Source organism: Haladaptatus sp. HS23 (assembly GCF_056892285.1).
In genome coordinates, this window is the sequence record NZ_JBXGLH010000013.1 from 87,743 (window position 1) to 108,773 (window position 21,031).

Consider the following 21,031-nt stretch of genomic DNA (forward strand, 5'->3'; position numbering starts at 1 on the left):
TCAGAGTGATGTGGCGAACCGAATCATTGCAGGGATGGTCTATCTACGCATCGTCTGTCTCAGAGGGCATTTTGCAGTTACTGTGATCAGGGACGTTTTGATTGTCGATGGCGTGTTGAGGTGGAACATCCATTGCTGGACTCCGCTCGAAGAAGTTCACTGGCTGAAGTTTGAAGCTATAGACCTGTACCGGAAGGATGGGCCAGTCCTCCGGGCGGGTAACGTGATTTACACCGAGCGAATACCAAAGTACAAGATCTTCCTCCTCAATATTCCGATCTTCTCTAGTCCATGCCTGGAGTCCGGCTCCACCGGGATGTTGATTCGGGAAGTCACCCGCGGGGAACCGCTCATCTTCACGGAAAGGTGTCGCCCACAAGTGATACTTGATAAATCCGGAGCGTTTCATCACACTTGAATCGGGTTGAGCAGCAGCTTTGACATTGTTTCCAGGAAGCAGTCGATAGCCAGTCGACTTACCGAGACGATTTGTGCGTTTGGGATTGACAACCTGCCAATATCGACCTTTGAGTGGGTCGATGAGGTCTTTAGCTTCCTCCTCGGTTGTGAGTTTTTCACGTTTTGCATAATAGGCGTTCCCACCGGGATTGTGCTTTCGTTCATCTACGTCACTCAATGGATCTATACCATCCGGACCAGTTGGGATTAGCTGGTTTTCGACCCGAAACAGAGAGTTGGGGCCATCGTCGATATTCATATCCAGTCGGAAATTAAAGAAATGCTGGTGAATGGGTGCATTGAGTTGTGGAGCTACAAGTTCACCATACCCTGCCGGGTCATCGTCAGGGCCGACCGCGGAAACATTATCAATTCCAGTCAGTCGAACTTCTACTTCCATTGAGGCGTCTTGATAGAAATACCAGTTGAAAATATAGTCATAGTTTCCGACTGCTGCAACGAAAGAGACGACAAGCCGTCGTCGTCGTCGAACCTCCTCCGATTCGGTACGCCAGTCAGATCTTTCCCAAAGGGTACCATTATCCTCCTCGTGTAGGCAAACAGCGTTCTCTACCACATTCACAGATCCGTCGGCCATATTCATCGTCGCATCCCAGTAGTGCATGTGGCCGAGACAGTCACATCCATTCGTCAACGATTTTGCAAGCCGGCCAATGTTATACTCGCCAATGTCCATCGCATCTTTGAATCGATCGTTGATGCTTTGCTCGCCGTAAGGAACAGACATCTCGGCACATGACGCTCGGTCGATAATAGAACGAACTTCTCCATCATCCTCATATCCGATATTATAGAGGACGAGACCTTCACGTTGGGTCCAGCCAACGCGCATTTGCCAGCCTTGCCATTCGAGTTTACGGCCGTCAACGCTCCAGCTTGGCCCATCAGGTTGGTCAACATTGTAAGCCGTCAAATCGTCCCGAAGATCGACGTCTTCTTCTCGATAGACCATTTCTTCGGGAGGGAATGGATCATTTTCATCCGGTGGGCCATAGTCGACAACCTTCAGAACCTCCATACGATCAAGATCTACGAATGTATGAAGGCCTGATACCGGTTTCGCGTATCCTTCATCCCCGCTATCTTCGCTCGGGCGAAGATACGTCAGACCGTGAGCAAGCCGTTTCGACCGGTCAACATCTTCAGGTATAAACTCATAACCAGCTGACCACGGGTCAACCATCCCACGATCTGTGTTTTCAACACCGCGTTGTCTTAATGCCTGTTTCCACGCCTCATCCGCCTTTACGGCTTCTTCGCAAGCAATGAATTCTTCAATAGCAATTGAGGGCTGAACCTCCTCAATGTGTTCCCACGATACTACTGTCTGTTTTGAGAGCGAGACAATGGCTTCGATCGTTTTCCGCTCGGCACTGACACGAACAACTATTCGGGCTTGTCGGTCAGGCCATACATCACTAGTATCGTATTCACGAAGGGAGTTTTTTGTTGGCTCCTTAAGTTCTATTTTGATGCACAGACTCCCTTCTCTAATATCGTATTCATCAGTAAGAATTTCGTACGCACTTTCGATCTCTTCGTGGGTCAGTGGGTCAAGCGGGTGGTCGACAGAGATCACGTTATCATTTACCATACCACTTTCATTCGGGCCTTGGTACAAATATTTTCGGCCATTAGAAGGATACATTGAAGCATCGATAAAATCTTCTCGAAGTCAGTGATACGGCTGGTCGATTACAACGTTGTAATAGAGGGGGTTCGCGTACGCAACCCCCTCCATTTCGCAGAAATAGACGCAGAAACAGACACAGTCCACCGTAGCCAACCGATTACTACCACCATGTGTCACCGGCAAAGCGGTGTGAATCTCTTGTGGTGCCGCCGAAGCGGGGGTTCTTCGAACCCCCGTGATTACAACGCTATAATGAGCGCCCTCCGTTTTGTTCTGCGTTAGCTTCGTGAGCCCGCATCCACCCGGCTACGTCGGGGTGGGCGAATGAGATCTCGATGTGATGACCACCGACACCCATTGCATCTTCTACACACAGTGTCCGTGACTTTTTGTAGGTCACACCGGGAACCCGCTCGGCCATTTCTTCCATCACACGATAGCCATCGTTCTTGTACGCACAGCCATAGTGGGTTGCGACTTCTCGATAGCCCAGTCGAGCAACCATCACGTCGTTCGTCTTGGCGACGTTCTTCGCGTGCTCGAGGACGTCGAGGTACTTGTCCTCGACCTGCTGACTCTCGGCTCGCTTCTCGCGGAAGTTTACGAGCTCGGCATTCTGTTCGGAGTGCTGAACCGTCTCGAAGAGCTGGCGGCCTGCATTTGCTGCTTCCGAGCAGAATGAGTCGTCAACACTCTCTTTGATTTCGAGACCACGTGTAAAAACGATCATATTGTCCTCGTGTCTATTATTTTTGAAGCCACAATTGGCTTATTGTGAGAACTGAAGGTTTAGAGCATGCCCCTGTTTCAGACCGTCCTATTCGATATGGATGGTGTCCTCGTTAATTCGGAGTCATTTTGGCAGCAGTTCTGGCGTGACCAGGTTTTTCCTTATACCAAAACTGGTGACCCAAGTCTGGAAGACGTGAATGGTCGCAATTTCCGTGAGAGTCTCGAAGATCTTGCAGCGACGTATGGGCTTCCGGATGGTCCCGAACGTTATGCACGACAGTTCGAACAGGCTGCCAAAGCAGTGTATGGCGAGCGAGTATCGATTACACCCGGGATTCCAGAGTTCTTTGCGACGCTTCGTGATCGAGGCGTCAACGTTGGAATTGTGTCCTCAGCACCAGCCGACTGGATCAAAATAGTCGTTGAGCGGTTTGACTTGGCACCTGTGGATGTCCTGGTGAGTGCTGAACATATCGATCTGCCAGGCAAGCCAGAACCCTTTATCTATGAGCATGCAGCTGCCGAACTCGATGTCTCTCCTTCCTTGTGCCTTGTTATTGAAGACTCTGTCAACGGTGCCCGAGCAGCAGCCCAAGCAGGCACCACTGTAATTCGGTTTTGTCATGGGACTACTGTGCAGCCTACCGATCACACTGACGTTGTTGCCAACTCTCCAGACGATCTTCAGCGAACTATCCTCGAATTACTTTCTTAGCTGAACGCAGGCTCTAAGCCCCGTCTCTTTGCTAAGTCACACCCGTTGTGACCGCCACCATGACCGAAATCATTGAAAACGAGCTATCCGGTCGAAATCGTCTGTGTTTGGACCGAATCGGTCCCGAGTCGTCGTTCGATAAGGGCGAAGAGTAGATCCAGCCCGATCGCGAGCAGTGCGCCCGGAATCGCCCCGGCAAGGAGTTGTGGTGTATCGAAAAGGGAGATGCCGGTGATCACCCAAACTCCGAGTCCGCCACCGCCGATGAAGAATGCGAGATAAGCGGTCCCGACGTTGAGAACCGCACTCGTCCGAATCCCGGCGAAGATAACGGGCAGAGCGAGCGGCAACTTGATCTTTCGCAAAATCTGATTCTCGGTCATTCCCATGCCACGGGCCGCCGCGACCGTATTTTCATCAATGTCTTCGAGGCCAGTAACGGTGTTCGTGAGAATCGGCAACAGCGCGTAGGTGAACAGACCGATGAGCGATGGCAGAAACCCAAGGCCGAGCAGCGGGAATACCAGAGCGATAATCGCGAGCGTCGGCACCGTCTGTGCAACGTTTCCGACACCCATCACTACCCGTTTTGCGTGTTTGTTTCGAGTCGCAAGGACGCCCAACGGGATGGCGACGACAATGGCGAGAGCCACCGATACGAGGACGAGCGCGAGATGCTCCCGCAACAACGTGAGAAACGTATCGGAGTGCGAGAGGATGTACGTGAGCGCCGCATCGAGTGTTCCGAGAACGCTCATACTACACACCCACCTCGGTCGTGGACCGATAGTCTCGGATATCCCGTTCGGTGACCTGCCCCACGACATCGCCGTCTTCGACCACATGGAGGGCCTCGGTATCTGTTTCGATCATCCGAGAAAGCGCCACCTCGGCACTATCGCTCGGCGACACGTGAACGTCCGCAACTGATACCGCCTCGGCGTCTGTCCCGCCATCGACTGCGGCCGCCTGTGTTTCACGGCCGACCGTTGCTGGGCGCATGATTTCCTCAACACGGGTGATCTGCAATTCCTTGAGCGCTCGATTGTCGCCGATGAACTCCCTGACGAAGTCGTTCGCGGGGTTCTCCAATATCTCCCGTGGCGTTCCGTACTGGACGAGTTCGCCGACGTCGAAGACCGCAATTTTATCGCCCATCTTCAACGCTTCGTTGATATCGTGGGTGACGAAGAGGATGGTCGTGTCGATGCGTTCCTGAATTTCGAGGAACTCGTCCTGCAGTTCGGCCCGGGTAATCGGGTCAAGTGCGCCGAACGGCTCGTCCATCAAAATCACGTCCGGGTCGGCGGCGAGCGCACGTGCGACACCGACTCGCTGCTGTTGGCCACCGGATAGCGCGTTCGGATATTGGTCGCGGTACGTCGCAGGCGGCAGGTCCATCAAGTCGAGGAGTTCGTCGACACGGCTGTCGATGCGATCTTCGTCCCATCCGCGAAGTTCGGGAACCGTCGCGACGTTTTCACCGACGGTCATGTGGTCGAACAACCCGATCTCCTGAATGACGTAGCCGATGTTCCGTCGGAGGTCGACCGTTTCTAGTTCTTGGATGTCTGTTCCGTCGTAGTAGACCGCTCCCTCGGTCGGCTCTTCGAGTCGATTGACCAACGTCATTGTCGTCGTCTTCCCGCATCCGGAGGGACCAACGAAGACCGTCGTCGTCCCACGTTCGACCTCGAATGTGATGTCCTCGATTGCGACTGTTTCGTCCGGGTAGACCTTCGTGACGTTCTCGAATGTTATCATACTGGATGCCTCCTGTTTGGGTTCATGTGTGTTGTTCATGCTATCGACCGCCGAATGATGCGCGTGATGAGCGCTTGTTCAACGTCCTCACCGTTTCGAAGCCGGAACAGCTGTTCCAGCACGCCGAAACCGTAGTCGAACGCGAGTGCGAGCAACGAGACCGCCACAGTCGAGACGACGATTGCCGCCGGATAGGCCTCGCTGATACCGTTGAAAATCGGGTCCCCAAGGTTGTTCGCCCCGATGAACGCGCCGATTGCGGCGATACCGACGAGAATGACCACCGCGTTGCGGACGCCGGCCATGATGACGGGTATCGCTTGAGGAAGCTGGATACGTCGGAGACGCTGTCTCCGGGTCATTCCCATGCCACGTCCGGCCTCGACGGTCGCCGAGTCAACCTGTGTGAGACCGACGTACGTATTGCGAACGATGGGAAGCTGTGCGTAGAGGACCAGCGCGATGACGACCGGTATCTTGCCGATACCGACGAACGGAATGAGGAGGCCAAACAGGGCGATGCTCGGCACCGTCATTAACATCCCTGCCGTCCAGAGAATAGCCTTGCCGAGTCGGTCGTCGAGCGTCGCGACGATTCCGAGCGGAACCCCGATGACTAGCGCCAGCCACACCGAGTCGACGACGACGATGATATGGTTGATCAGAAGCTCCCAGAGGAGCGACTGGTTTTTCGCCATGTACTCGATGTAGCTATCGAACACTATCGGCGTGACCGCGTGTGAGAGTGTGAGGTGACTTTCGAGCATTGATATCAGATAACCTCCTTCCGTTGTAGATATTCCTTCGCGACCGTCTGGGGGTTCTTCTTCTCGATCGCCACCTGCCTGTTGAGGCGCCGCATCACGTCAGTCGTAAGTCCGTTGCTGGCCTCGTTCAGCGGCGGTCGAATCGACGGATGGTTCTCCAGCGTTTCGCTGTTGACCAACGGGGCCGCGTTGTAGACCGGGAAGTATCCCTTGTCGTCATCCAGCACGTGGAGATTGAACTGAATGATTCGTGGGTCGGTGTTGAATCCGACGCCGACGTCGGCAGACCCGTTGCCGATGACTTGGTACAACAGCCCGGAACCGATGTTGTTCACGGTGACGTTCCCGAGGTCGTCCGCGAATCCATAATGCTTGCTCAGTCCCGGCCAGCCGTCGGCTCGACTCTGAAACTCGGCGTTCAGTGCGACAGTCAGGTTTGACCCATCGTTTTTGAGGAAATCAGCGAAATCGGATAGCGTCTTTACGCCCGTCTTTTTCACCCAGTCCGGATTCGCCAGAATGACGTACGTGTTGTTGAGTTCTGCACGCTGGAGAAACGTCAGCCCGTGCTTTTGCTTGAACTCTGCCTTTACCTTTCGATACAGCTTTTTCGGGTCCGAAATCACTGTGTCGTGCTGCGGTGGAAGCGTCTGCCACGCGGTCCCGGTGTACTCCCAGTACAACTGTACTTCGCCGGTATCGAGTGCACGAAAATTGGTCGTGGTCCCACCGAGGCCGACTTGGTCGTTGATGGTCAAGTCGGTGTTCGCAGAAAGCGCCTCGTATGCGATGTAGCCGAGGACCTCCTGTTCGGTGAACCGCTTGGAGCTGACTTTAACCGACCCTCCCCCAAGCTCGGTGGCGAGGGTGAGACAGCCCGAAAGCCCTCCGAGACCGGCAGTAGCGGCTAAACCACCTCCTGCCGTAAGGTACCTTCGTCGTGTGACTGACTGTGGCATACCCCGTCTTTGGTGGAAGAGGGGCCTAACAGTTGACCCGTATTAGTTCATCATTTATAAGACAGAACGATACCTCTCTATTCGATAGCGTTCGCTGGAACCACGGTGACCGGAACGGTGGCATTGAACAGTATTCGTTGCAGCGTACTTCCAAATACAGCCTTCCCAGTCGGACTGCGCTTTCTTCCATAGAGATACAGGCGCTCTACTTCTGCTTCCTCGGCGACGGTGAGGATGCTATCGGCCGTAGTTTTCTCCTGTTCCCGTCCACGGACTTCGACGGACAGATTCGCTTCCCGGAGAATTTCACGCGCCGCCGCAATACCCGACTTTCGTGCCGCGAGGTCGTTCGTCGTCATTGACCCGCTCGAATCGATGTTTTCACGTGTCGACGACAGTTCATCCTCGTCGAACACGTGGAGCAAGAGGGCGCTGACGTCGTCCGATTCGATATTGGCGGCGACGTTTGCAACGGCACGCGCCCACGGTCGGTAGTTGCGCAAGGGGAGGAGTATCGTCTCGCTCATATCATACCAGATGAACCGTACTTCGATAGTCGATTCGTCGCACATGGTCGGCTATTAAATACTCCACTGAAGCGGATGATGAGTGGACTACAGACAACTATTCCGATCGCACCTGAGTATGGTCCCTACTCTCCCGAACAGGGTTCTTTCGACGTGCTTCCGAGAGCGTCCTCGCTGAAACAGCAGCAGAAACGACCTCGTTGCCGTCCGTCGCCTTGGCGACGATATCACCGCGGGGTCCCGCGATACAGCTTTCTCCGGCGTGACAACGACCGGCCTGTGTTCCTAAGTGATTTGACCCTATGAGATAGCAGCTTCCGTCGAGTGCTCGTGCACGACACAGTAGCCGCCAATCGCGATCGAACGACCGGCGCCACGCCGCGCTCACCGCGAGCAGGTCACAGCCTTCCCGTCCGTATTCGAGCGCCAGTTCGGGGAAGTTCAGGTCATAACAGAGCAGTAGTCCGAGCGTGCCCACGGGTGTCTCGACAGTAACGAGACCGGTTCCCGCCTGGAAGTGTGCTGCCTCCTCACCCCAGAGGCGACGTTTCCGATAGGTTGCCACGATGCCGCTTTCGTCGACGTACACAAGCGAGTTGTACACCGCATCTCCGTCCGCTTCCGGTAGTCCAATGACGAGTGCGACCCCGGAGTCGCGTGCCACGGCCGAGAGTCGATCCGTTATCGGTCCCGGAACTGGGGTGGCGGCAGTCGAAACGTCGGTGAGGTCGTATCCGGTCACACAGAGTTCTGGAAAGACGGCGAATTCGACGGTCTCCGGAAATCTGCGTGCCAGTTCCGCGATCGACTCGATATTTGCGGCCGTATCCCCGAGTGTCGGTTCGAACTGGCATGTACCGACCCATGGGGTCGTCATAGTTCAATCCCCGTACGGACTCTTTGCATAGTCGTTCGAAGCGAAGCCATCATAGTAGCCCTTCGCACCTACATCTCAAGGACTTATAGGAGGTCTCGAATTCGGGAGGGGTTATATATCCGTTACAAGTTCGCCCTGACCTATAACGGGATTTCCCGAGTTGCTACTTCCAATCGATGACCAGACGACGAACCCAACGGTCCACCGATGGCGCACCGACGCTCATCGACTGTGACATCCATCAGCGGTGGAAAGACGAATCAGAGGTTATCCAGTATCTCCCTGACCAGTACAAGGATCGCGGCTTGCAGTCTCCCGAAATCCTCTACGATAACGTTGCGGAGTTTTCTCGACGTGACGCCATCCCGGACGACGGGAGCAATCCGGGGTCGGATATCCCGAAGATGAAAGACCAACATCTCGACGAGTTCGGGGTCGATTACGCGATTCTGACGGGCAATTCGTACCTCAACCTTACCGCGCTTCCGAACGACGATTACGCGGCCGAACTCGCCGTCGCGAGCAACAAATGGGCTATCGACCGATGGCTGTCTGAAGGCGGCCCGTTCGTTGGGTCGTTGCTGGCAGCACCGCAGAAACCGAAGCGGATGGCGGAGATGATTCGAAATCTCGGCCAACATCCACGCGTCGTTCAGGTAGTGATGCCGATGGCCGCACAACTCCCCTACGGGCACGAGTACTATTGGCCGATGTACGAGGCGGCCGAAGAGATGGGGCTCCCTATCGCGCTTCACCCGTACACGGAAGGGCACGGGGTTACCCGACCACCGACCGGTGCTGGGTATCCACGGACGTACTTCGAGTGGCATACGCTCTTGGGTACCTACGCGATGGGCCAACTCGTGAGCCTTGTTGCCGAAGGCGTTCTCCCGTCGTTTCCGGACCTCGACTTCGTCGTCATCGAGGGCGGTCTCAGTTGGGTGCCCCACTTCCTCTGGCGGATGGACAAAGACTGGAAGGCGCTCCGTGCTCAAGTGCCGTATCTCGAAAAGCCGCCGAGCGAATACGTCAAAGACCAGGTTCGGTTCACCACACAACCCATCGAAGAACCGGACGACCCGCAACACCTCTTGCAAATCCTCGAGATGATGAACGCATCGGAGACGGTCATGTTCGCCAGCGACTATCCCCACTGGGACACGGATTCACCGCTTTATGCGCTCCCGCCGATGCCCGAGGATATGGAAGCCGGCGTGATGGCTGGAAACGCACAGGAACTGTACGGACTCCCGGACGACCCGGCGAGTCTCCCCACCAAGTGAGGTGTCACGCATGAAAAAACGATTCGAGATCTGTCCGGCGGCGGAGCTTCCGCCCGGAGAACGAACGATAACCGAATTGAACGGTATTTCGGTCGGCGTCTTCAACGTCGATGGCGAGTACTACGCGTTGAAAAACGACTGTCCACATCAACGAGCGCCCTTGTGCATGGGGAAGGTGACCGGCACGACGTCGGTCGAGCGCACCGGCGCGGTAAACTGGGAGGACAACGGTCATATCCTGCGCTGTCCGTGGCACGGCTGGGAGTTCGATATCGAGACCGGCCGTTCCGTATTCAACCCGCACAAGGTCCGTGCCCGGTCGTTCGAGACCACGGTCGAACCAGCTGACGAGGAATCCACTGAAAGCGAAGAAAGGTGTCCGTCCACACCAGAAGGTTGTGACTGTGGCTCGAGTGCCGACGAACCGCCGGTCGCCACCTATGACGTGACCGTTGAAGACGAAATGGTCGTTGTCTACCTTTGAAATGACCGAAAATACGATAGACACGACCGATGCAGCCACATTCGTTCACTCGGCCACCCTCCGTGAGCTTCCATCGTCGGTCGAGCGCGCTGTCAGAATCAGGGTCCTCGACACGCTCGCCGCGATGACGGCGGGCTACCGGCAGGACGGAGTCGATATTGTCCGCCAGTATGCATTCGACCGATTCGGCGGCGAATCGACCGAGGCGACACTGTTCGACGGTAGCGGAACAAGCGTGCGTCCGGAAGGTGCAACGCTCGCCAACGCGACGGCGGCGAACGCCCTCGACATTGACGACGGTCATCGAGAGGTAAAAGGTCATCCGGCCGCTGTCGTCGTCCCGGCCGCACTCGCCGCCGCGGAGTCGGCCAACGCGACGGTCGAGACGTTGCTCGATGCCGTCTACGTCGGCTACGAAGTCGGCGTCAGGGCTGGACTGGCGATGCACGAAATCGACGGCGTGTACACCGGAACCGGATCGTGGGGTGCAGTAGGTGCTGGTGCGGCCGTCGCCCGAATACGCGAATTTTCACTCGAACGAACGACTCACGCGCTTGGAGTCGCCGAGTATCACGCGCCTCGGACACCCATCATGCGTGGGGTCGAACGCCCCGGCATGACAAAGGACGGAATCGGGTGGGGGTCGTATGTTGGTATTGTCTCCGCCCAACTCGCCAAATCGGGATTCACGGGGTCCGGAACGGTCTTCGATGATGCGAATGCCGGCGTTGTCACCCCGTTTGGCGTGGTCCATCACGTTACGGAAGCGTACCTCAAACCCTATCCGTGTTGCCGATGGGTACAGCCCGGGGTTGCGGCTGCGTTGTCGCTCGCTGAGACAACCGATATCGATCCAATGGATATCGAGACGATTTGTGTCTATACCTTTGAGGAGGCGACGCATCTCCAAACACGGAATCCTAATACTCCGGAAGAAGCACAGTATTCCTATCCGTTTCCGATAGCCGCGGCATTTTCCCGCGAAGAATTCACGCAAGCAGAACACGCATCGGACGTGCTATCGGACCCCGACATCTTGGCACTTTCCGACGCCGTGGAACTACGCGTCGATGAGACACTCGATGAACGGTTTCCGGGCGAATGTCTCGCTCGTCTCGAACTCGGCACCGGGAGCGAAACGTACACCTCCGACGTCACCCGTCCACCGGGCGCACGGGAACAACCTCTCGCTGCCGACGTGCGACGAGAGAAAGCTCGTCGTCTCGTCACACCGACACTCCCGACGTCGGCAATCGAAAAAACGGAACAGCGTTTCTGTGATTCCGTCTCGGTTGCGACCCTCCTCGCCCCGTGGCGAACGTGACGGCCGTCCCGTCTCTATGCGGTTCTCGTCATATGGGCACAGAAGATTGCCATATGGTAACGAAGGACACTTATAAAATCGGCACAGTGTCCTCAGTACGATGTTAACTTCTGAGGTGCGAGTCCGATACGATGGCGATTGGACTGCCCAACTCGCAGAATATGATGTCTTTGGTGAATTCATTGCATCGACGTTTCGCAACCACCGGTATATTGGAATGTTGGCGCTAGAAACGAACGATTACGAGGAGACCCTAGACGTCATCCGGTCGCACGAGATGGTCGACAGTATCGATGTCGTCGAACGGTATGACACGTCCGAAGGTCGATCTGCGGCAACCATACTGCTCCGGGGTCGTCTTACCGAACTCACCCCCTTCCAGGCGCTCATGTACGAGGGATACCTCCCCATCGGGCCGACGAGACTCAAAAACGGCTGTGAGTATTTCAACTTGCTTCTGGGTGACCGCGATGAACTCGCGAAAGCCATCGAACTTCTCTCGGATTTCGGGACCGTGTCGGTCGAACGCATCACCAGGGACTTCCGGCGGGAAATCATGCCGAGCCGTGCTGAGTGGCAGGAACTGTTCGCATCGATTCCACCGCGACAGCGTGAGTTTCTGAACACCGCAGTCGAGAAGGGATATTTCGAAATCCCTCGGGAAGTGACCCTCGAAGAACTCGCCGAAGAGATGGGAATTACGAAGACTACTGCATCGAATCACCTTCGAAAAGCCGAACACACTCTGATTACGTTCGTTCTTCCGTACATCAACCTCGCTGTCACCGACAACTGATACACTGATGTTCACTACTGAACCTCGGCACAATATCTCATATTTTGGAGATATTGTTCATACTGATCGGATTCGACGGTCATGTATTGACCGTGATTTTGCTCGGCTTGACGATGTTGGTACTCGCAACGATTGGTCAAGAGTGGACGATGGAGTGAGCTCAAGAAGAGACCGAAATTTCGTATGGTCCAGAAATCACGATGCAAACAGAGAATGGGTTACCGATGCGGCTTACGACTCGGTAATTGGATCCTCGCTACTATTCATATCTAACTACACTTCGGCGGCCATGTCTATTGCTTGTTCCTTTAGAGATTGAGAGCGAAAAGTTGTCGTCCTCCCTATCCTTAGTACCCTCTTCACTGTTTATGGAGCTGCCACCGCTGAAACAGCATTCTCACTTCTTCGTCATCGACGTGGAACTCTACTGGCACTCGCTTTCCAGTATCCGTGATAAACGAGTACCGGTGGTCATCTGGCTGCAGTCGCTCGGGATAGACATAGTGATCGGCTGACCACCCTGGATCATCAAACGAAATGTGAAGGCCACCACTCTTCTTCGAGACGGTCGCCGTCCGAATACCGTGATACGATGTGTATTCTCCGAGCAGTGGTTCTGCTTTCTGCTCAAGCATATACGTTGGCACCACTGCTGCTGGCGATTCACTCTGTACAATGGCGAGAAGCGCCTTACCTAAATCCGATGGGCGTTTCTCGGGAGCCGTGTTGCACAGTGTTACGACACCAATTCCAGCATCAGTTAGATAGCCAAACCAGGCTGTCGTGGTTCCCATCATTCCGCCGTGATTGATGAGTGTGTCTTCAAGAAATTCCTCGACGACTACGCCATACCCGTAGCCCTGTTCGCGTTCGTCGAGATACTCCTCACGCGTTGCATACGGCTTGGTCATCGTATCTATCGATACTGATGATACAATCTCTTGATCGTCGAATGTCCCCTCACGGAGGAACATCTGGAGATAGTTTGCCATCTCCGTAACCGAACTAATCATCCCGCCCGCAGCATAGAGTCGTTCATCGAATGCCAGCTTGCCCTCCACAGCCGTTCCATTCTCCTGGTTGTATGGCGTCATTCGATTTTCTACTGCCTCGAAGTCTGCTTTGGAAAATAACGACTGGGTCATCGCCAGCGGTTCGAGAATCTGGTCGCGAATGTACTCTGCATACGGTTGCTCTGCGACTGCTTCTATGATTTTGCCGAGGAGATAATAGCCCGTATTATAGTAGAAAAATCGGTCACGATCAGTCAGTCGTTCATCGACAGATCCCTCGATATGTCGTCGAAAATCGTCATCACTGCTTAATGGCTGATTTGGATCCTGATCACTACGGCCTGTGAGTCGTGTGATGAGGGCTGAAAGACTGCCATCGCTGGGCATTCCCGACGAATGTGTGAGCAGCTCATGGATCGTGATTGGATTCGCGTCGATTTCACGGAGGTGTGGGAGATAGTCATCGACGAGATCGTCAAGTGAGAGTTGACCGTCTTCAGCGAGTTGTAAGATCGCTACGGAAGTGATTGACTTGGTACACGAACCGATACCATAGAGCGTTTCTGGCGTCGCTGGTGCGTTTGTTTCCAGGTTCCGTGCCCCAAATCCGCCGGTGTAGAGGAAATCTGTCTCGTCGACAATCGCTACGCTTACGCCAGGAACACCTTCGTCACGAACCCACTTACTCACAAATGATTCGGCGCCGCAAGTGGTTTCTGCTGAAAGGGAATTGCTTGCCATTGTCTAGTATGGACGTAGTGGTCATGTAAACCATTAGCTCGGAGCAAACTACGTCGATACAAATAGCTTCCAGATGGTGTCGCGTTAGTGGACGGGATGGCAGTCGACTGTTCCCTATGAAAGCTATCGGCAGCGTTCGAGGGCAAACAACAACAGAGTGTAGGAAGTGATTTGGAAGAATCGACTCAGAGAAACGCACTAGTACCACCATCTTTCATCGGCAATGGGGTGTGAATCTCGTGTACTGGCGTCGCGGAAGAAGGGGTTCTCTAAATTGCTGTAATTATTCTAATTGTTTCACGAGCTGGGTAACGTAAGGACTGTTGTCCCAGCTTCGATACGAACCAATTGCGTTCACGAGTTCCCGTGCTTCTTCCTGAGTCATGTGCCCCCCACGAGCATAATCACAGATAAGACGTGGTGTCGGGACGATGCGTGGCCCTCTCAGTGCCGCATGGACGAGTGCGAAATTCGTCCCCCCGAACTCGTCAGTGAGAAAGCCATCCACAGCGAGTGCATTCGCGAGCAGTATGCCATCTGTTTCACCATCATCAAGCCCAAACGCCGGTCGTGAATCCGGTGCTTCCGCTTTCTGATATGGGTCTGTGACGGTATAGTGATTTTGCGCGGCGAGGACATTGTGAGCTGCTGTGCCATGGATATCGTGATATTGTGCGATATCATTGAGTTCTGAGACGACTTCGGGAGGAACGACGACTTCACATGAGGTGAGCAGATACTGGAGTGGATCGGGCGCGGAATCAGTATCGTAGTCGCTAGTCGCATGCGGGACTCCAAGACTTAATAGTGCGCTCATATCCGCAACGACTGTCCGCAATTGTGGTTGGCCGTTCATCGCTCGTCGGCGTCGTTGGGTGTGTGTTCCGACTCAACGGTCTTCGCATTGCTATCGTAAATATCGGTGTCGTCAGGGGTCGCGAGGTCGAACGGCTCGCCTTCGAGGTCTGCTTTGAGCAATCGGAGTCGCTGGGCGGTTTCAGCGCCAACCAATTGCTTTACCGTCTCGAATTCCAGTTGGGCGTCGTAGTACTTCGTTGCAACCAATTCTTGGAATGTTTCGCTTTTTGCAGTCTCTTCGATATACTTGCGAATTGCATCGACAAGGAGGTCGGTCCGGTCTTTGTCAAAGAGGTCGGCGATTCGCTCATCTTTCTCGGCAACTTTCGATTTGAGTTCGGTGATAGACTCAGCGAGTATCTGAACGTGTTCGGCGAGATCCTCAACCGAGATATCGCCACCGGGGTTACCGGATGCTCCGGAAACAGTAGTGTTACTCATTGGCAGGCACCTCCGTTCTGGTTACAGTGTCATCTGCTGGCGTCGAGAGCCGAGGAAAGTGGGCGATGGTGGTAAGTGACCCAAGACAGCAGGCAATGGTGTCATTGTGAGTGTGGGTATACTCGATGACAGTCATCGGCAACCGACCTGGACCGTCTCGAAGAGCTGGCGGTCTGCATTGCAGATATGCCAGTGCCAGCACTACGAACAAACCAATAAGCTAGATGTAAAATTCTACGAGTATTCGAGGCAAGTGCCTCGGAGCTTGACTCTAGGGCAGTTCATTATATCACCGCTGTCTGTAAAAATCGAGTATCTCCTTTGTTCTTCCTGCTACAAATTGCTTGCTTTGAGTAAGTCTATAAGTGGGTTTTTATCTCATCTATTGCCAACAATCAAGTCTTGACTCCTTGAATTGTCTCGTGTACGCACGCTGATCGTGTGAACTAGTTCCAAGGATATCCTATAAAAACAGATACTGATGACAGGAAACGACCAGGAGACGAGTGATACCCTATGCTCGAGTGCAACTAATCACTGGCTTATTCTCAATCCCACTAGTGGCACAGCAGATCATCGCGATACAATTCGACAACGCGGAGCAGAACAAGGCTATACAATCCGGGAGACAAAACATGAGGGTCATGCGATCTCCCTCACAAAAGAAGCTATAAGAAACAGTGTCGAGGTGCTAGCTGTTGCTGGTGGCGATGGAACTCTTCATGAGGTAGTTCAAGGGCTCGCTGAAGTAGATGCCCTTGAATTAGTAACAGTTGGAGTACTCCCGGTCGGAACGAAAAATATCTTTGCAACAAATATTGGTATTACAAATATCGAGCAAGGATTTGAAGTTCTCAAAACAGGAAAAAGACGTCCTATCGATATTGGTTTCGCCGGCGATGAACCATTCGTGCTGTCGTGTGTTGCTGGTTTGACTGCCGAAGCCAGTTTAGCAACCTCTAGTAAATTGAAAGAGCGCTTTGGCCCGCTCGCATTTATTATTGCGGGCATTCGGGAAGCAACAGAATTTGAGAGCCTCCATCTCAACCTCACGGCGGTCTCGGATGAGAAAGAAGCGACATGGTCGGGAGACGCATTGGCCATCCTTATTGGGAACACCCGCCGTTTTACAAAGGAGGGCGGTCAGGCAAATGTTGAAGATGGTCTCTTTGAAGTTGTGATCATCGAGCAGATGCCACCAACCGATATCGCTGCCGAAGCAATGAGTCATCGATTGCTTGGTGAAGACACCGAGCATGTGCATCACCTAAAGGCGCGTCAAGTAGAGGTCCGACGGTTGGATCGTGAGCCGATCCGATTCAGTATTGATGGCGAACAGCAGACACATGATGAGCTACTGTTGCGTACCCATCCGCAAGCACTTACAGTCTGCATTGGTTCAACGTATATCCCTGCTCCCAGAGAGTAGTGTCTATTTTCATTGGCAGTACTTGACAATCTAGTCGAACCGAACGACCAATATGGGCGGTGTTTATGCGCCTCCCTTGCTCCTTCAGAGATCGATCAACGATTAGTATTTACTACTAACATGGACGAACTCCACTCCTCAAAAGTGAACCCCTCACGGTGGTACGCGGCCGTCTTCTTCTAGACCCGTATTCATTATACTATTACTGTGTCGCTGTTTATATCTTCTATTAGTTATCCAGAAAATTGAATAACGACCGCTTATTGCAGAATTCATTGGATTAAAAAATCAATGTGAGAAATCAAGTCCGGAACGCATTGGCCGGTTATTTGGATGAATTGTATAATAAAATCAACCCATGTCTGACGAACTTATTTGATTCTTCGCGTTCTTAGGGAAGATACACTCTCACAACCAGGTCCGATGGCATCGTCTGGCGTCATCACCCGACAATGTCGTCGTACTTGAGTGTGAGGGTGACTTTCCCCTACTCATCGTTTGGACGGCTTGAGAACGACTTGTTGTTCACTCAGTTATCTCGAACGTGTCTCCCCACCGTGACTGAATATCTGTAATATCATTCTCACCCACCCTTGAGGGTGGGACGGCCTCCAAGGGAAGTCTCTTCGTGGAGGTTTCAGGACTGAAACGTCGCAAGCGTCATCTATCCGGATTTCAGACTCGGTACGCGATGTCCTGTGTTGCGGTTACAAGCACTCCCGTCCTGTGGCGTGTCATCGTCCGTCAGTTTCAGCGACAAACTCTCATCCCACGGGTTGCGGCGACCGGTGACGGAATGCTCGACGCCTTTCCTCTAGAGGACAACGAAGACTCTTTTCAAGGCACTTGCTACGATGATGTCTTCGAGCGCATATGGGTTCACGTATTCGTACAGTGAGAGTGTGGTCTGGCTGTCTGCTGGCTCAATCACGTCAATGCTAATTGACTCCAGAGGAATTATTTTTTTAGAAGTACTATTTAAATGACGCTGGGATTTTTTCCTCTCAAAAAAATTTGAGATGAAAAACCGTTTATACCGTTCACAACGTTCTAAATAGAGAAAAAGAGAGAGAAACAGAACTAAGCACCAGATAATTAATACGGGGTGGTGAGACTGCACTTTTGATGGTGTCAGACAGGCAAAATAGAAGTATCGCAAGTCGTAGAACCTATCTCAAACTAACCGGATCAATTATAGCGTCGTCTGCAATCATGGGGACCGCCTCTTCATCCCTATCAGATTACAATGACCAGTACGACAAAGTCATTGATGTGACTGAGGCCGGAGCGGACAACGGTGGAAACGAATCCATCACACCGGTACTCGAAGACAATGCGGGCGACAATACGCTCCTTTACTTCCCTGAAGGGGAGTATTATATGGATTCGCAGTTCCGCTTTACTGGCTTCGAAAACTTCGGGATGATCGGCAACGACGCGACACTCGTCCCGGCGAACTACTCCGACTTTGACGAGGGCGGCGACGGGAACTACCGTCTCTTTCGGCTCGGCGTCGAGTACGAGCCCGGAACAGATCTGCGAATCGAGAATTTCACCGTTGATCAAACCGAAGAAAATACTGGCATCCGTGTCATCGAAGCCGAGGTAACCGACGGGTTGACCATCCGCGATATCGAGGTCAAGGGCACACACGACAGTGGAACATGGGGGCCGCTCCGAGCCGTCGTTCACAACTCAGACGGTAGCGGCCTCGTCGAACGGTTTGAGGCACCTGACGGTGCCGTGTGGGAAGGGAACGCCCCGAGCGATTCGCTGTGGCGTGGACCGACCGGTATCCTCTGCAACAAAGCGAACAAGGGGAAGATGACATTTCGCGACTGTGTACTCGGAAGCTTCCCGGACAATGGGCTGTACGCCTCCAACGGGACCGGTGCTGTCCAGGTCGAAGGTGGTCACTTCCAGAACAGTCTGAGTTCGAACGTCCGTATCGGTGGCAACGACAGTTACATCGAGGACGCCACTATCATTATCGACGAAAAAAGCAGCACTGATATCGGTCAGCGTGGTCTCCGTCTTGAAGGTGGCGCCAGCATCGTCGCACGGAATGTCGACATACGGACGAAAATCGATATGAGTCCCGCAATTTGGGTTACGAGCGATGCGGACGACGTAACAGTTGTCGACTCCACTATTACAGCTCGAACCGATGGCCCAGCGAATGCGATTTTCATTCAGGAATCTTCGGGCCGGACGAGTATCAAGCGAACCACCGTCAATCACGAGACAGGGGGCTCGGAGGCTATCAAAATCAAGGAGGGTGAACAGCCAGTTTCTCTCGAAAACGTCACCGTCACCGGGAACGCAGCGACCGAAGGCACCCGGAGTGCCATTCAGAACTACCGCGACGATAGTGAGTTCCGCAATCTGAAAGTCCACCACGGCGGTGAAGCGGGTCGACGGGCGCTGACGAATACGGGGAACAACGTCGTGATCTACGAAGGTGATTACGTCTCCGAAGAAAACGCACTTGTGGAGAGCGGTACCGGAACGATGATAGAAAGCGTCTCGGCACTCGCACGCAGCGGGAACGAGGCACTTCGAATCACGAGCGACGCCGAGGGAGTCACCGTCACGGACTCCCACATCGAGAACGGCATCGACGACAGCAGTCCAGATGGATACGAAGGCAGCAATAACAGCTGGGAGTACGACGGTGGCGACGAGGACGACGGCAACTCCGGTAGTGACTCCGGCGGCGATTCTGGTGGCGATTCCGGCGGTGACTCCGGTGGTAATTCTGGTAGTGATTCCGGCAGTGACTCCGGCGGTAATTCTGATGGCGATTCTGGCGGTGACTCCGGTGGTAACTCCGGCGGCGATTCTGATGGCGATTCCGGCGGTGACTCTGGTGGTAATTCTGGTGGCGATTCCGGCAGTAATTCTGGCAGCGATTCCGGCGGTGACTCTGGCGGTAATTCTGGTGAGGATTCCAGAGACAACCAGGACGACCGCTGTTAACCATTGTAATCCCCGTCTGACGCTTCAACATCTCTGTTTTTCTCTGCTGTTTCACCCGTTCACTCCGTGACCGGAAAGCCCGAATATACTACTCGTCCGAACGTTCCCATAACCGTTCGATTTCGAACCCGTGATCGTGGAGTTACGCCTCGATCTCCTCCGTTGAGGTGCTTAGTGGTTGCTCAACTCGTGGTGGAATTCCACATACACAACGTGAATATCGGGGAAGATCCTCCTCGAATCCGCGGAAAGCCCGTGGTTCGAGACCTTCGACGTCGAATCCTCCGGACTCGTTGACATCATTAACGAGAGCCACGAGAACCTCGCTGTTGTTCGAGTTCTTCACCGACGTACTCTTCCTCAGGCATACGAGCGTCCTTCGGAGAGCACGTGCTTGATGAATGGATGATTCTTCCGTTCGACGAACCGATCAGTGATTTGGACGTGAATGGACACGACGACGGAATAGTCGAGTTGCACGTCGTACGCTAGGTCTCGAAGGTCATCTACGATAGACTCGTCAGTGACGATAACGAAGATGTCGACATCCGAGTCCATCCCACGGGTTTCTCCGCGAACAGTGCTGCCGAAGACGGTGAAATCCTCGATCCGATCACTAAACTTGTCTTGAGCAGCGGCTGCAAACGCCTCTGCAGCTTGCTCATATGGTGATAGATTAGCACCGGTCAGATAACGGAATCAACCGATTATGAGATTGGTTTTCAGCTTTGATTTAGGACTCACTATCTCTCTGTGTGCTTACCATCACCACTCGTTTCCTCACCTGTCGCGAGGTATTCTAATGCCATTGAACTCTGCTGGAAGAGATCATCTTTGCTCTCGATCCTATGCCGATCAGCGAGATACTGCGAATCGTTGTAGGCGATATAAACCGTGTCGCTCTCTTCCCAGACAAGAATTTTTTGTGGAAGGTCGATGCCTATCGTTCGGCCCTCATCCATGAGTTGCGTTCCGATCTGTGGATTGCCAAAGAGTAGAACTGACGTTGGTGGAAGCTCAAGATTGATAGATTCAGCGTTTGCAGTGTGGTCGAACGTCGAAATATGAGTGAGCGGGCTCTCCTCAATCCGCTGTTCGATCGCGGTGACGGCTTCGTCAAATTCTCGATCTGTTTTGATGGTCACCAGACCGCTATAGTAGACATTAGAAGTAGTTGCTCACTGTTGGAAGAGATAGCTGGTCGAGAGCGGTATCAATCGCCGTGGTTA

General features: G+C 53.6%; 20 protein-coding genes. 7 read left to right on the top strand and 13 right to left on the bottom strand.

Going from position 1 to position 21,031, the window contains the following annotated elements; all coding sequences use genetic code 11:
• Nucleotides 1-43 precede the first annotated feature (43 nt).
• Together AC1XDK_RS25275 and AC1XDK_RS25280 are read right to left on the bottom strand one after the other, a co-directional pair.
• Entirely contained in the window at nt 44-2,074 is a 2,031-nt protein-coding gene (locus AC1XDK_RS25275) for a primary-amine oxidase (RefSeq protein WP_483352788.1), read from the bottom strand.
• Nucleotides 2,075-2,360: 286 nt separating this feature from the next.
• Nucleotides 2,361-2,843: a hypothetical protein gene (locus tag AC1XDK_RS25280; RefSeq protein WP_483352789.1), complete on the bottom strand. Its 483-nt coding sequence runs from the start codon at nt 2,841-2,843 to the stop codon at nt 2,361-2,363.
• A 66-nt stretch (nt 2,844-2,909) separates the two neighbouring features.
• Here AC1XDK_RS25280 and AC1XDK_RS25285 point away from each other — a divergent pair, with 66 nt between their 5' ends.
• Complete coding sequence (locus tag AC1XDK_RS25285; protein ID WP_483352790.1) at nt 2,910-3,560, top strand: HAD family hydrolase; 651 nt, start codon at nt 2,910-2,912, stop codon at nt 3,558-3,560.
• Between the two features lie 83 nt (nt 3,561-3,643).
• On the opposite strand, the gene AC1XDK_RS25290 is transcribed toward AC1XDK_RS25285, so the two are convergent.
• From AC1XDK_RS25290 to AC1XDK_RS25315, 6 genes are all read right to left on the bottom strand, one after another.
• The gene (locus AC1XDK_RS25290) at nt 3,644-4,318 is read right to left on the bottom strand and encodes an ABC transporter permease (RefSeq protein WP_483352791.1); all 675 of its coding nucleotides are present in this window, start codon (nt 4,316-4,318) and stop codon (nt 3,644-3,646) included.
• A 1-nt stretch (nt 4,319) separates the two neighbouring features.
• The gene (locus tag AC1XDK_RS25295) at nt 4,320-5,324 is read right to left on the bottom strand and encodes an ABC transporter ATP-binding protein (protein WP_483352792.1); all 1,005 of its coding nucleotides are present in this window, start codon (nt 5,322-5,324) and stop codon (nt 4,320-4,322) included.
• A 35-nt stretch (nt 5,325-5,359) separates the two neighbouring features.
• Nucleotides 5,360-6,091, bottom strand: a complete 732-nt coding sequence (locus AC1XDK_RS25300) for an ABC transporter permease (protein WP_483352793.1) — start codon at nt 6,089-6,091, stop codon at nt 5,360-5,362.
• Nucleotides 6,092-6,096: 5 nt separating this feature from the next.
• The gene (locus tag AC1XDK_RS25305; protein WP_483352794.1) at nt 6,097-7,050 is read right to left on the bottom strand and encodes a glycine betaine ABC transporter substrate-binding protein; all 954 of its coding nucleotides are present in this window, start codon (nt 7,048-7,050) and stop codon (nt 6,097-6,099) included.
• A 77-nt stretch (nt 7,051-7,127) separates the two neighbouring features.
• A complete protein-coding gene (locus AC1XDK_RS25310) occupies nt 7,128-7,577 on the bottom strand; it encodes a universal stress protein (RefSeq protein ID WP_483352795.1) in 450 nt (149 codons plus the stop codon).
• Between the two features lie 97 nt (nt 7,578-7,674).
• Nucleotides 7,675-8,454: a carbon-nitrogen hydrolase family protein gene (locus tag AC1XDK_RS25315; protein WP_483352796.1), complete on the bottom strand. Its 780-nt coding sequence runs from the start codon at nt 8,452-8,454 to the stop codon at nt 7,675-7,677.
• Between the two features lie 176 nt (nt 8,455-8,630).
• Between AC1XDK_RS25315 and AC1XDK_RS25320 the strand changes: the two genes are divergently transcribed.
• From AC1XDK_RS25320 to AC1XDK_RS25335, 4 genes are all read left to right on the top strand, one after another.
• Nucleotides 8,631-9,737, top strand: coding sequence for an amidohydrolase family protein (locus AC1XDK_RS25320; protein ID WP_483352797.1), 1,107 nt, complete (start codon nt 8,631-8,633; stop codon nt 9,735-9,737).
• Between the two features lie 10 nt (nt 9,738-9,747).
• Nucleotides 9,748-10,221: a Rieske (2Fe-2S) protein gene (locus tag AC1XDK_RS25325; RefSeq protein WP_483352798.1), complete on the top strand. Its 474-nt coding sequence runs from the start codon at nt 9,748-9,750 to the stop codon at nt 10,219-10,221.
• Nucleotide 10,222: 1 nt separating this feature from the next.
• The gene (locus tag AC1XDK_RS25330) at nt 10,223-11,545 is read left to right on the top strand and encodes an MmgE/PrpD family protein (protein ID WP_483352799.1); all 1,323 of its coding nucleotides are present in this window, start codon (nt 10,223-10,225) and stop codon (nt 11,543-11,545) included.
• Between the two features lie 100 nt (nt 11,546-11,645).
• Entirely contained in the window at nt 11,646-12,341 is a 696-nt protein-coding gene (locus AC1XDK_RS25335) for a helix-turn-helix domain-containing protein (RefSeq protein WP_483352800.1), read from the top strand.
• Between the two features lie 359 nt (nt 12,342-12,700).
• Here the strand turns inward: AC1XDK_RS25335 and AC1XDK_RS25340 are convergent, their stop codons facing one another.
• From AC1XDK_RS25340 to AC1XDK_RS25350, 3 genes are all read right to left on the bottom strand, one after another.
• Nucleotides 12,701-14,095, bottom strand: coding sequence for a serine hydrolase domain-containing protein (locus tag AC1XDK_RS25340; RefSeq protein WP_483352801.1), 1,395 nt, complete (start codon nt 14,093-14,095; stop codon nt 12,701-12,703).
• A gap of 283 nt (nt 14,096-14,378) precedes the next feature.
• On the bottom strand, nt 14,379-14,951 hold the full coding sequence (locus AC1XDK_RS25345; protein WP_483352802.1) for a hypothetical protein: 573 nt from the start codon (nt 14,949-14,951) through the stop codon (nt 14,379-14,381).
• Nucleotides 14,948-15,394, bottom strand: coding sequence for a hypothetical protein (locus AC1XDK_RS25350; protein ID WP_483352803.1), 447 nt, complete (start codon nt 15,392-15,394; stop codon nt 14,948-14,950). Before AC1XDK_RS25350 ends, AC1XDK_RS25345 begins: the two co-directional genes overlap by 4 nt.
• Before the next feature lie 481 nt (nt 15,395-15,875).
• Here AC1XDK_RS25350 and AC1XDK_RS25355 point away from each other — a divergent pair, with 481 nt between their 5' ends.
• Both AC1XDK_RS25355 and AC1XDK_RS25360 read left to right on the top strand, forming a co-directional pair.
• Nucleotides 15,876-16,823 carry a diacylglycerol/lipid kinase family protein gene (locus AC1XDK_RS25355; protein ID WP_483352804.1) on the top strand — a complete coding sequence of 316 codons (948 nt, stop codon included), beginning with the start codon at nt 15,876-15,878 and terminating at the stop codon, nt 16,821-16,823.
• A 1,272-nt stretch (nt 16,824-18,095) separates the two neighbouring features.
• Entirely contained in the window at nt 18,096-19,802 is a 1,707-nt protein-coding gene (locus AC1XDK_RS25360) for a hypothetical protein (RefSeq protein WP_483352805.1), read from the top strand.
• A gap of 360 nt (nt 19,803-20,162) precedes the next feature.
• Here AC1XDK_RS25360 and AC1XDK_RS25365 read toward each other — a convergent pair whose 3' ends face one another.
• Nucleotides 20,163-20,492, bottom strand: coding sequence for a nucleotidyltransferase domain-containing protein (locus AC1XDK_RS25365; RefSeq protein WP_483352808.1), 330 nt, complete (start codon nt 20,490-20,492; stop codon nt 20,163-20,165).
• A 53-nt stretch (nt 20,493-20,545) separates the two neighbouring features.
• Nucleotides 20,546-20,947 carry a DUF302 domain-containing protein gene (locus AC1XDK_RS25370; RefSeq protein WP_483352806.1) on the bottom strand — a complete coding sequence of 134 codons (402 nt, stop codon included), beginning with the start codon at nt 20,945-20,947 and terminating at the stop codon, nt 20,546-20,548.
• Between the last annotated feature and the right edge of the window lie 84 nt (nt 20,948-21,031).

Excerpts from the sequence above, each read along its gene's own strand:
- AC1XDK_RS25275 (WP_483352788.1), bottom strand. The coding sequence starts at position 2,074 with ATGGTAAATGATAACGTGATCTCTGTCGACCACCCGCTTGACCCACTG.
- AC1XDK_RS25280 (WP_483352789.1), bottom strand. The coding sequence starts at position 2,843 with ATGATCGTTTTTACACGTGGTCTCGAAATCAAAGAGAGTGTTGACGAC.
- AC1XDK_RS25285 (WP_483352790.1), top strand. The coding sequence starts at position 2,910 with ATGCCCCTGTTTCAGACCGTCCTATTCGATATGGATGGTGTCCTCGTT.
- AC1XDK_RS25290 (WP_483352791.1), bottom strand. The coding sequence starts at position 4,318 with ATGAGCGTTCTCGGAACACTCGATGCGGCGCTCACGTACATCCTCTCG.
- AC1XDK_RS25295 (WP_483352792.1), bottom strand. The coding sequence starts at position 5,324 with ATGATAACATTCGAGAACGTCACGAAGGTCTACCCGGACGAAACAGTC.
- AC1XDK_RS25300 (WP_483352793.1), bottom strand. The coding sequence starts at position 6,091 with ATGCTCGAAAGTCACCTCACACTCTCACACGCGGTCACGCCGATAGTG.
- AC1XDK_RS25305 (WP_483352794.1), bottom strand. The coding sequence starts at position 7,050 with ATGCCACAGTCAGTCACACGACGAAGGTACCTTACGGCAGGAGGTGGT.
- AC1XDK_RS25310 (WP_483352795.1), bottom strand. The coding sequence starts at position 7,577 with ATGAGCGAGACGATACTCCTCCCCTTGCGCAACTACCGACCGTGGGCG.
- AC1XDK_RS25315 (WP_483352796.1), bottom strand. The coding sequence starts at position 8,454 with ATGACGACCCCATGGGTCGGTACATGCCAGTTCGAACCGACACTCGGG.
- AC1XDK_RS25320 (WP_483352797.1), top strand. The coding sequence starts at position 8,631 with ATGACCAGACGACGAACCCAACGGTCCACCGATGGCGCACCGACGCTC.
- AC1XDK_RS25325 (WP_483352798.1), top strand. The coding sequence starts at position 9,748 with ATGAAAAAACGATTCGAGATCTGTCCGGCGGCGGAGCTTCCGCCCGGA.
- AC1XDK_RS25330 (WP_483352799.1), top strand. The coding sequence starts at position 10,223 with ATGACCGAAAATACGATAGACACGACCGATGCAGCCACATTCGTTCAC.
- AC1XDK_RS25335 (WP_483352800.1), top strand. The coding sequence starts at position 11,646 with ATGTTAACTTCTGAGGTGCGAGTCCGATACGATGGCGATTGGACTGCC.
- AC1XDK_RS25340 (WP_483352801.1), bottom strand. The coding sequence starts at position 14,095 with ATGGCAAGCAATTCCCTTTCAGCAGAAACCACTTGCGGCGCCGAATCA.
- AC1XDK_RS25345 (WP_483352802.1), bottom strand. The coding sequence starts at position 14,951 with ATGAACGGCCAACCACAATTGCGGACAGTCGTTGCGGATATGAGCGCA.
- AC1XDK_RS25350 (WP_483352803.1), bottom strand. The coding sequence starts at position 15,394 with ATGAGTAACACTACTGTTTCCGGAGCATCCGGTAACCCCGGTGGCGAT.
- AC1XDK_RS25355 (WP_483352804.1), top strand. The coding sequence starts at position 15,876 with ATGACAGGAAACGACCAGGAGACGAGTGATACCCTATGCTCGAGTGCA.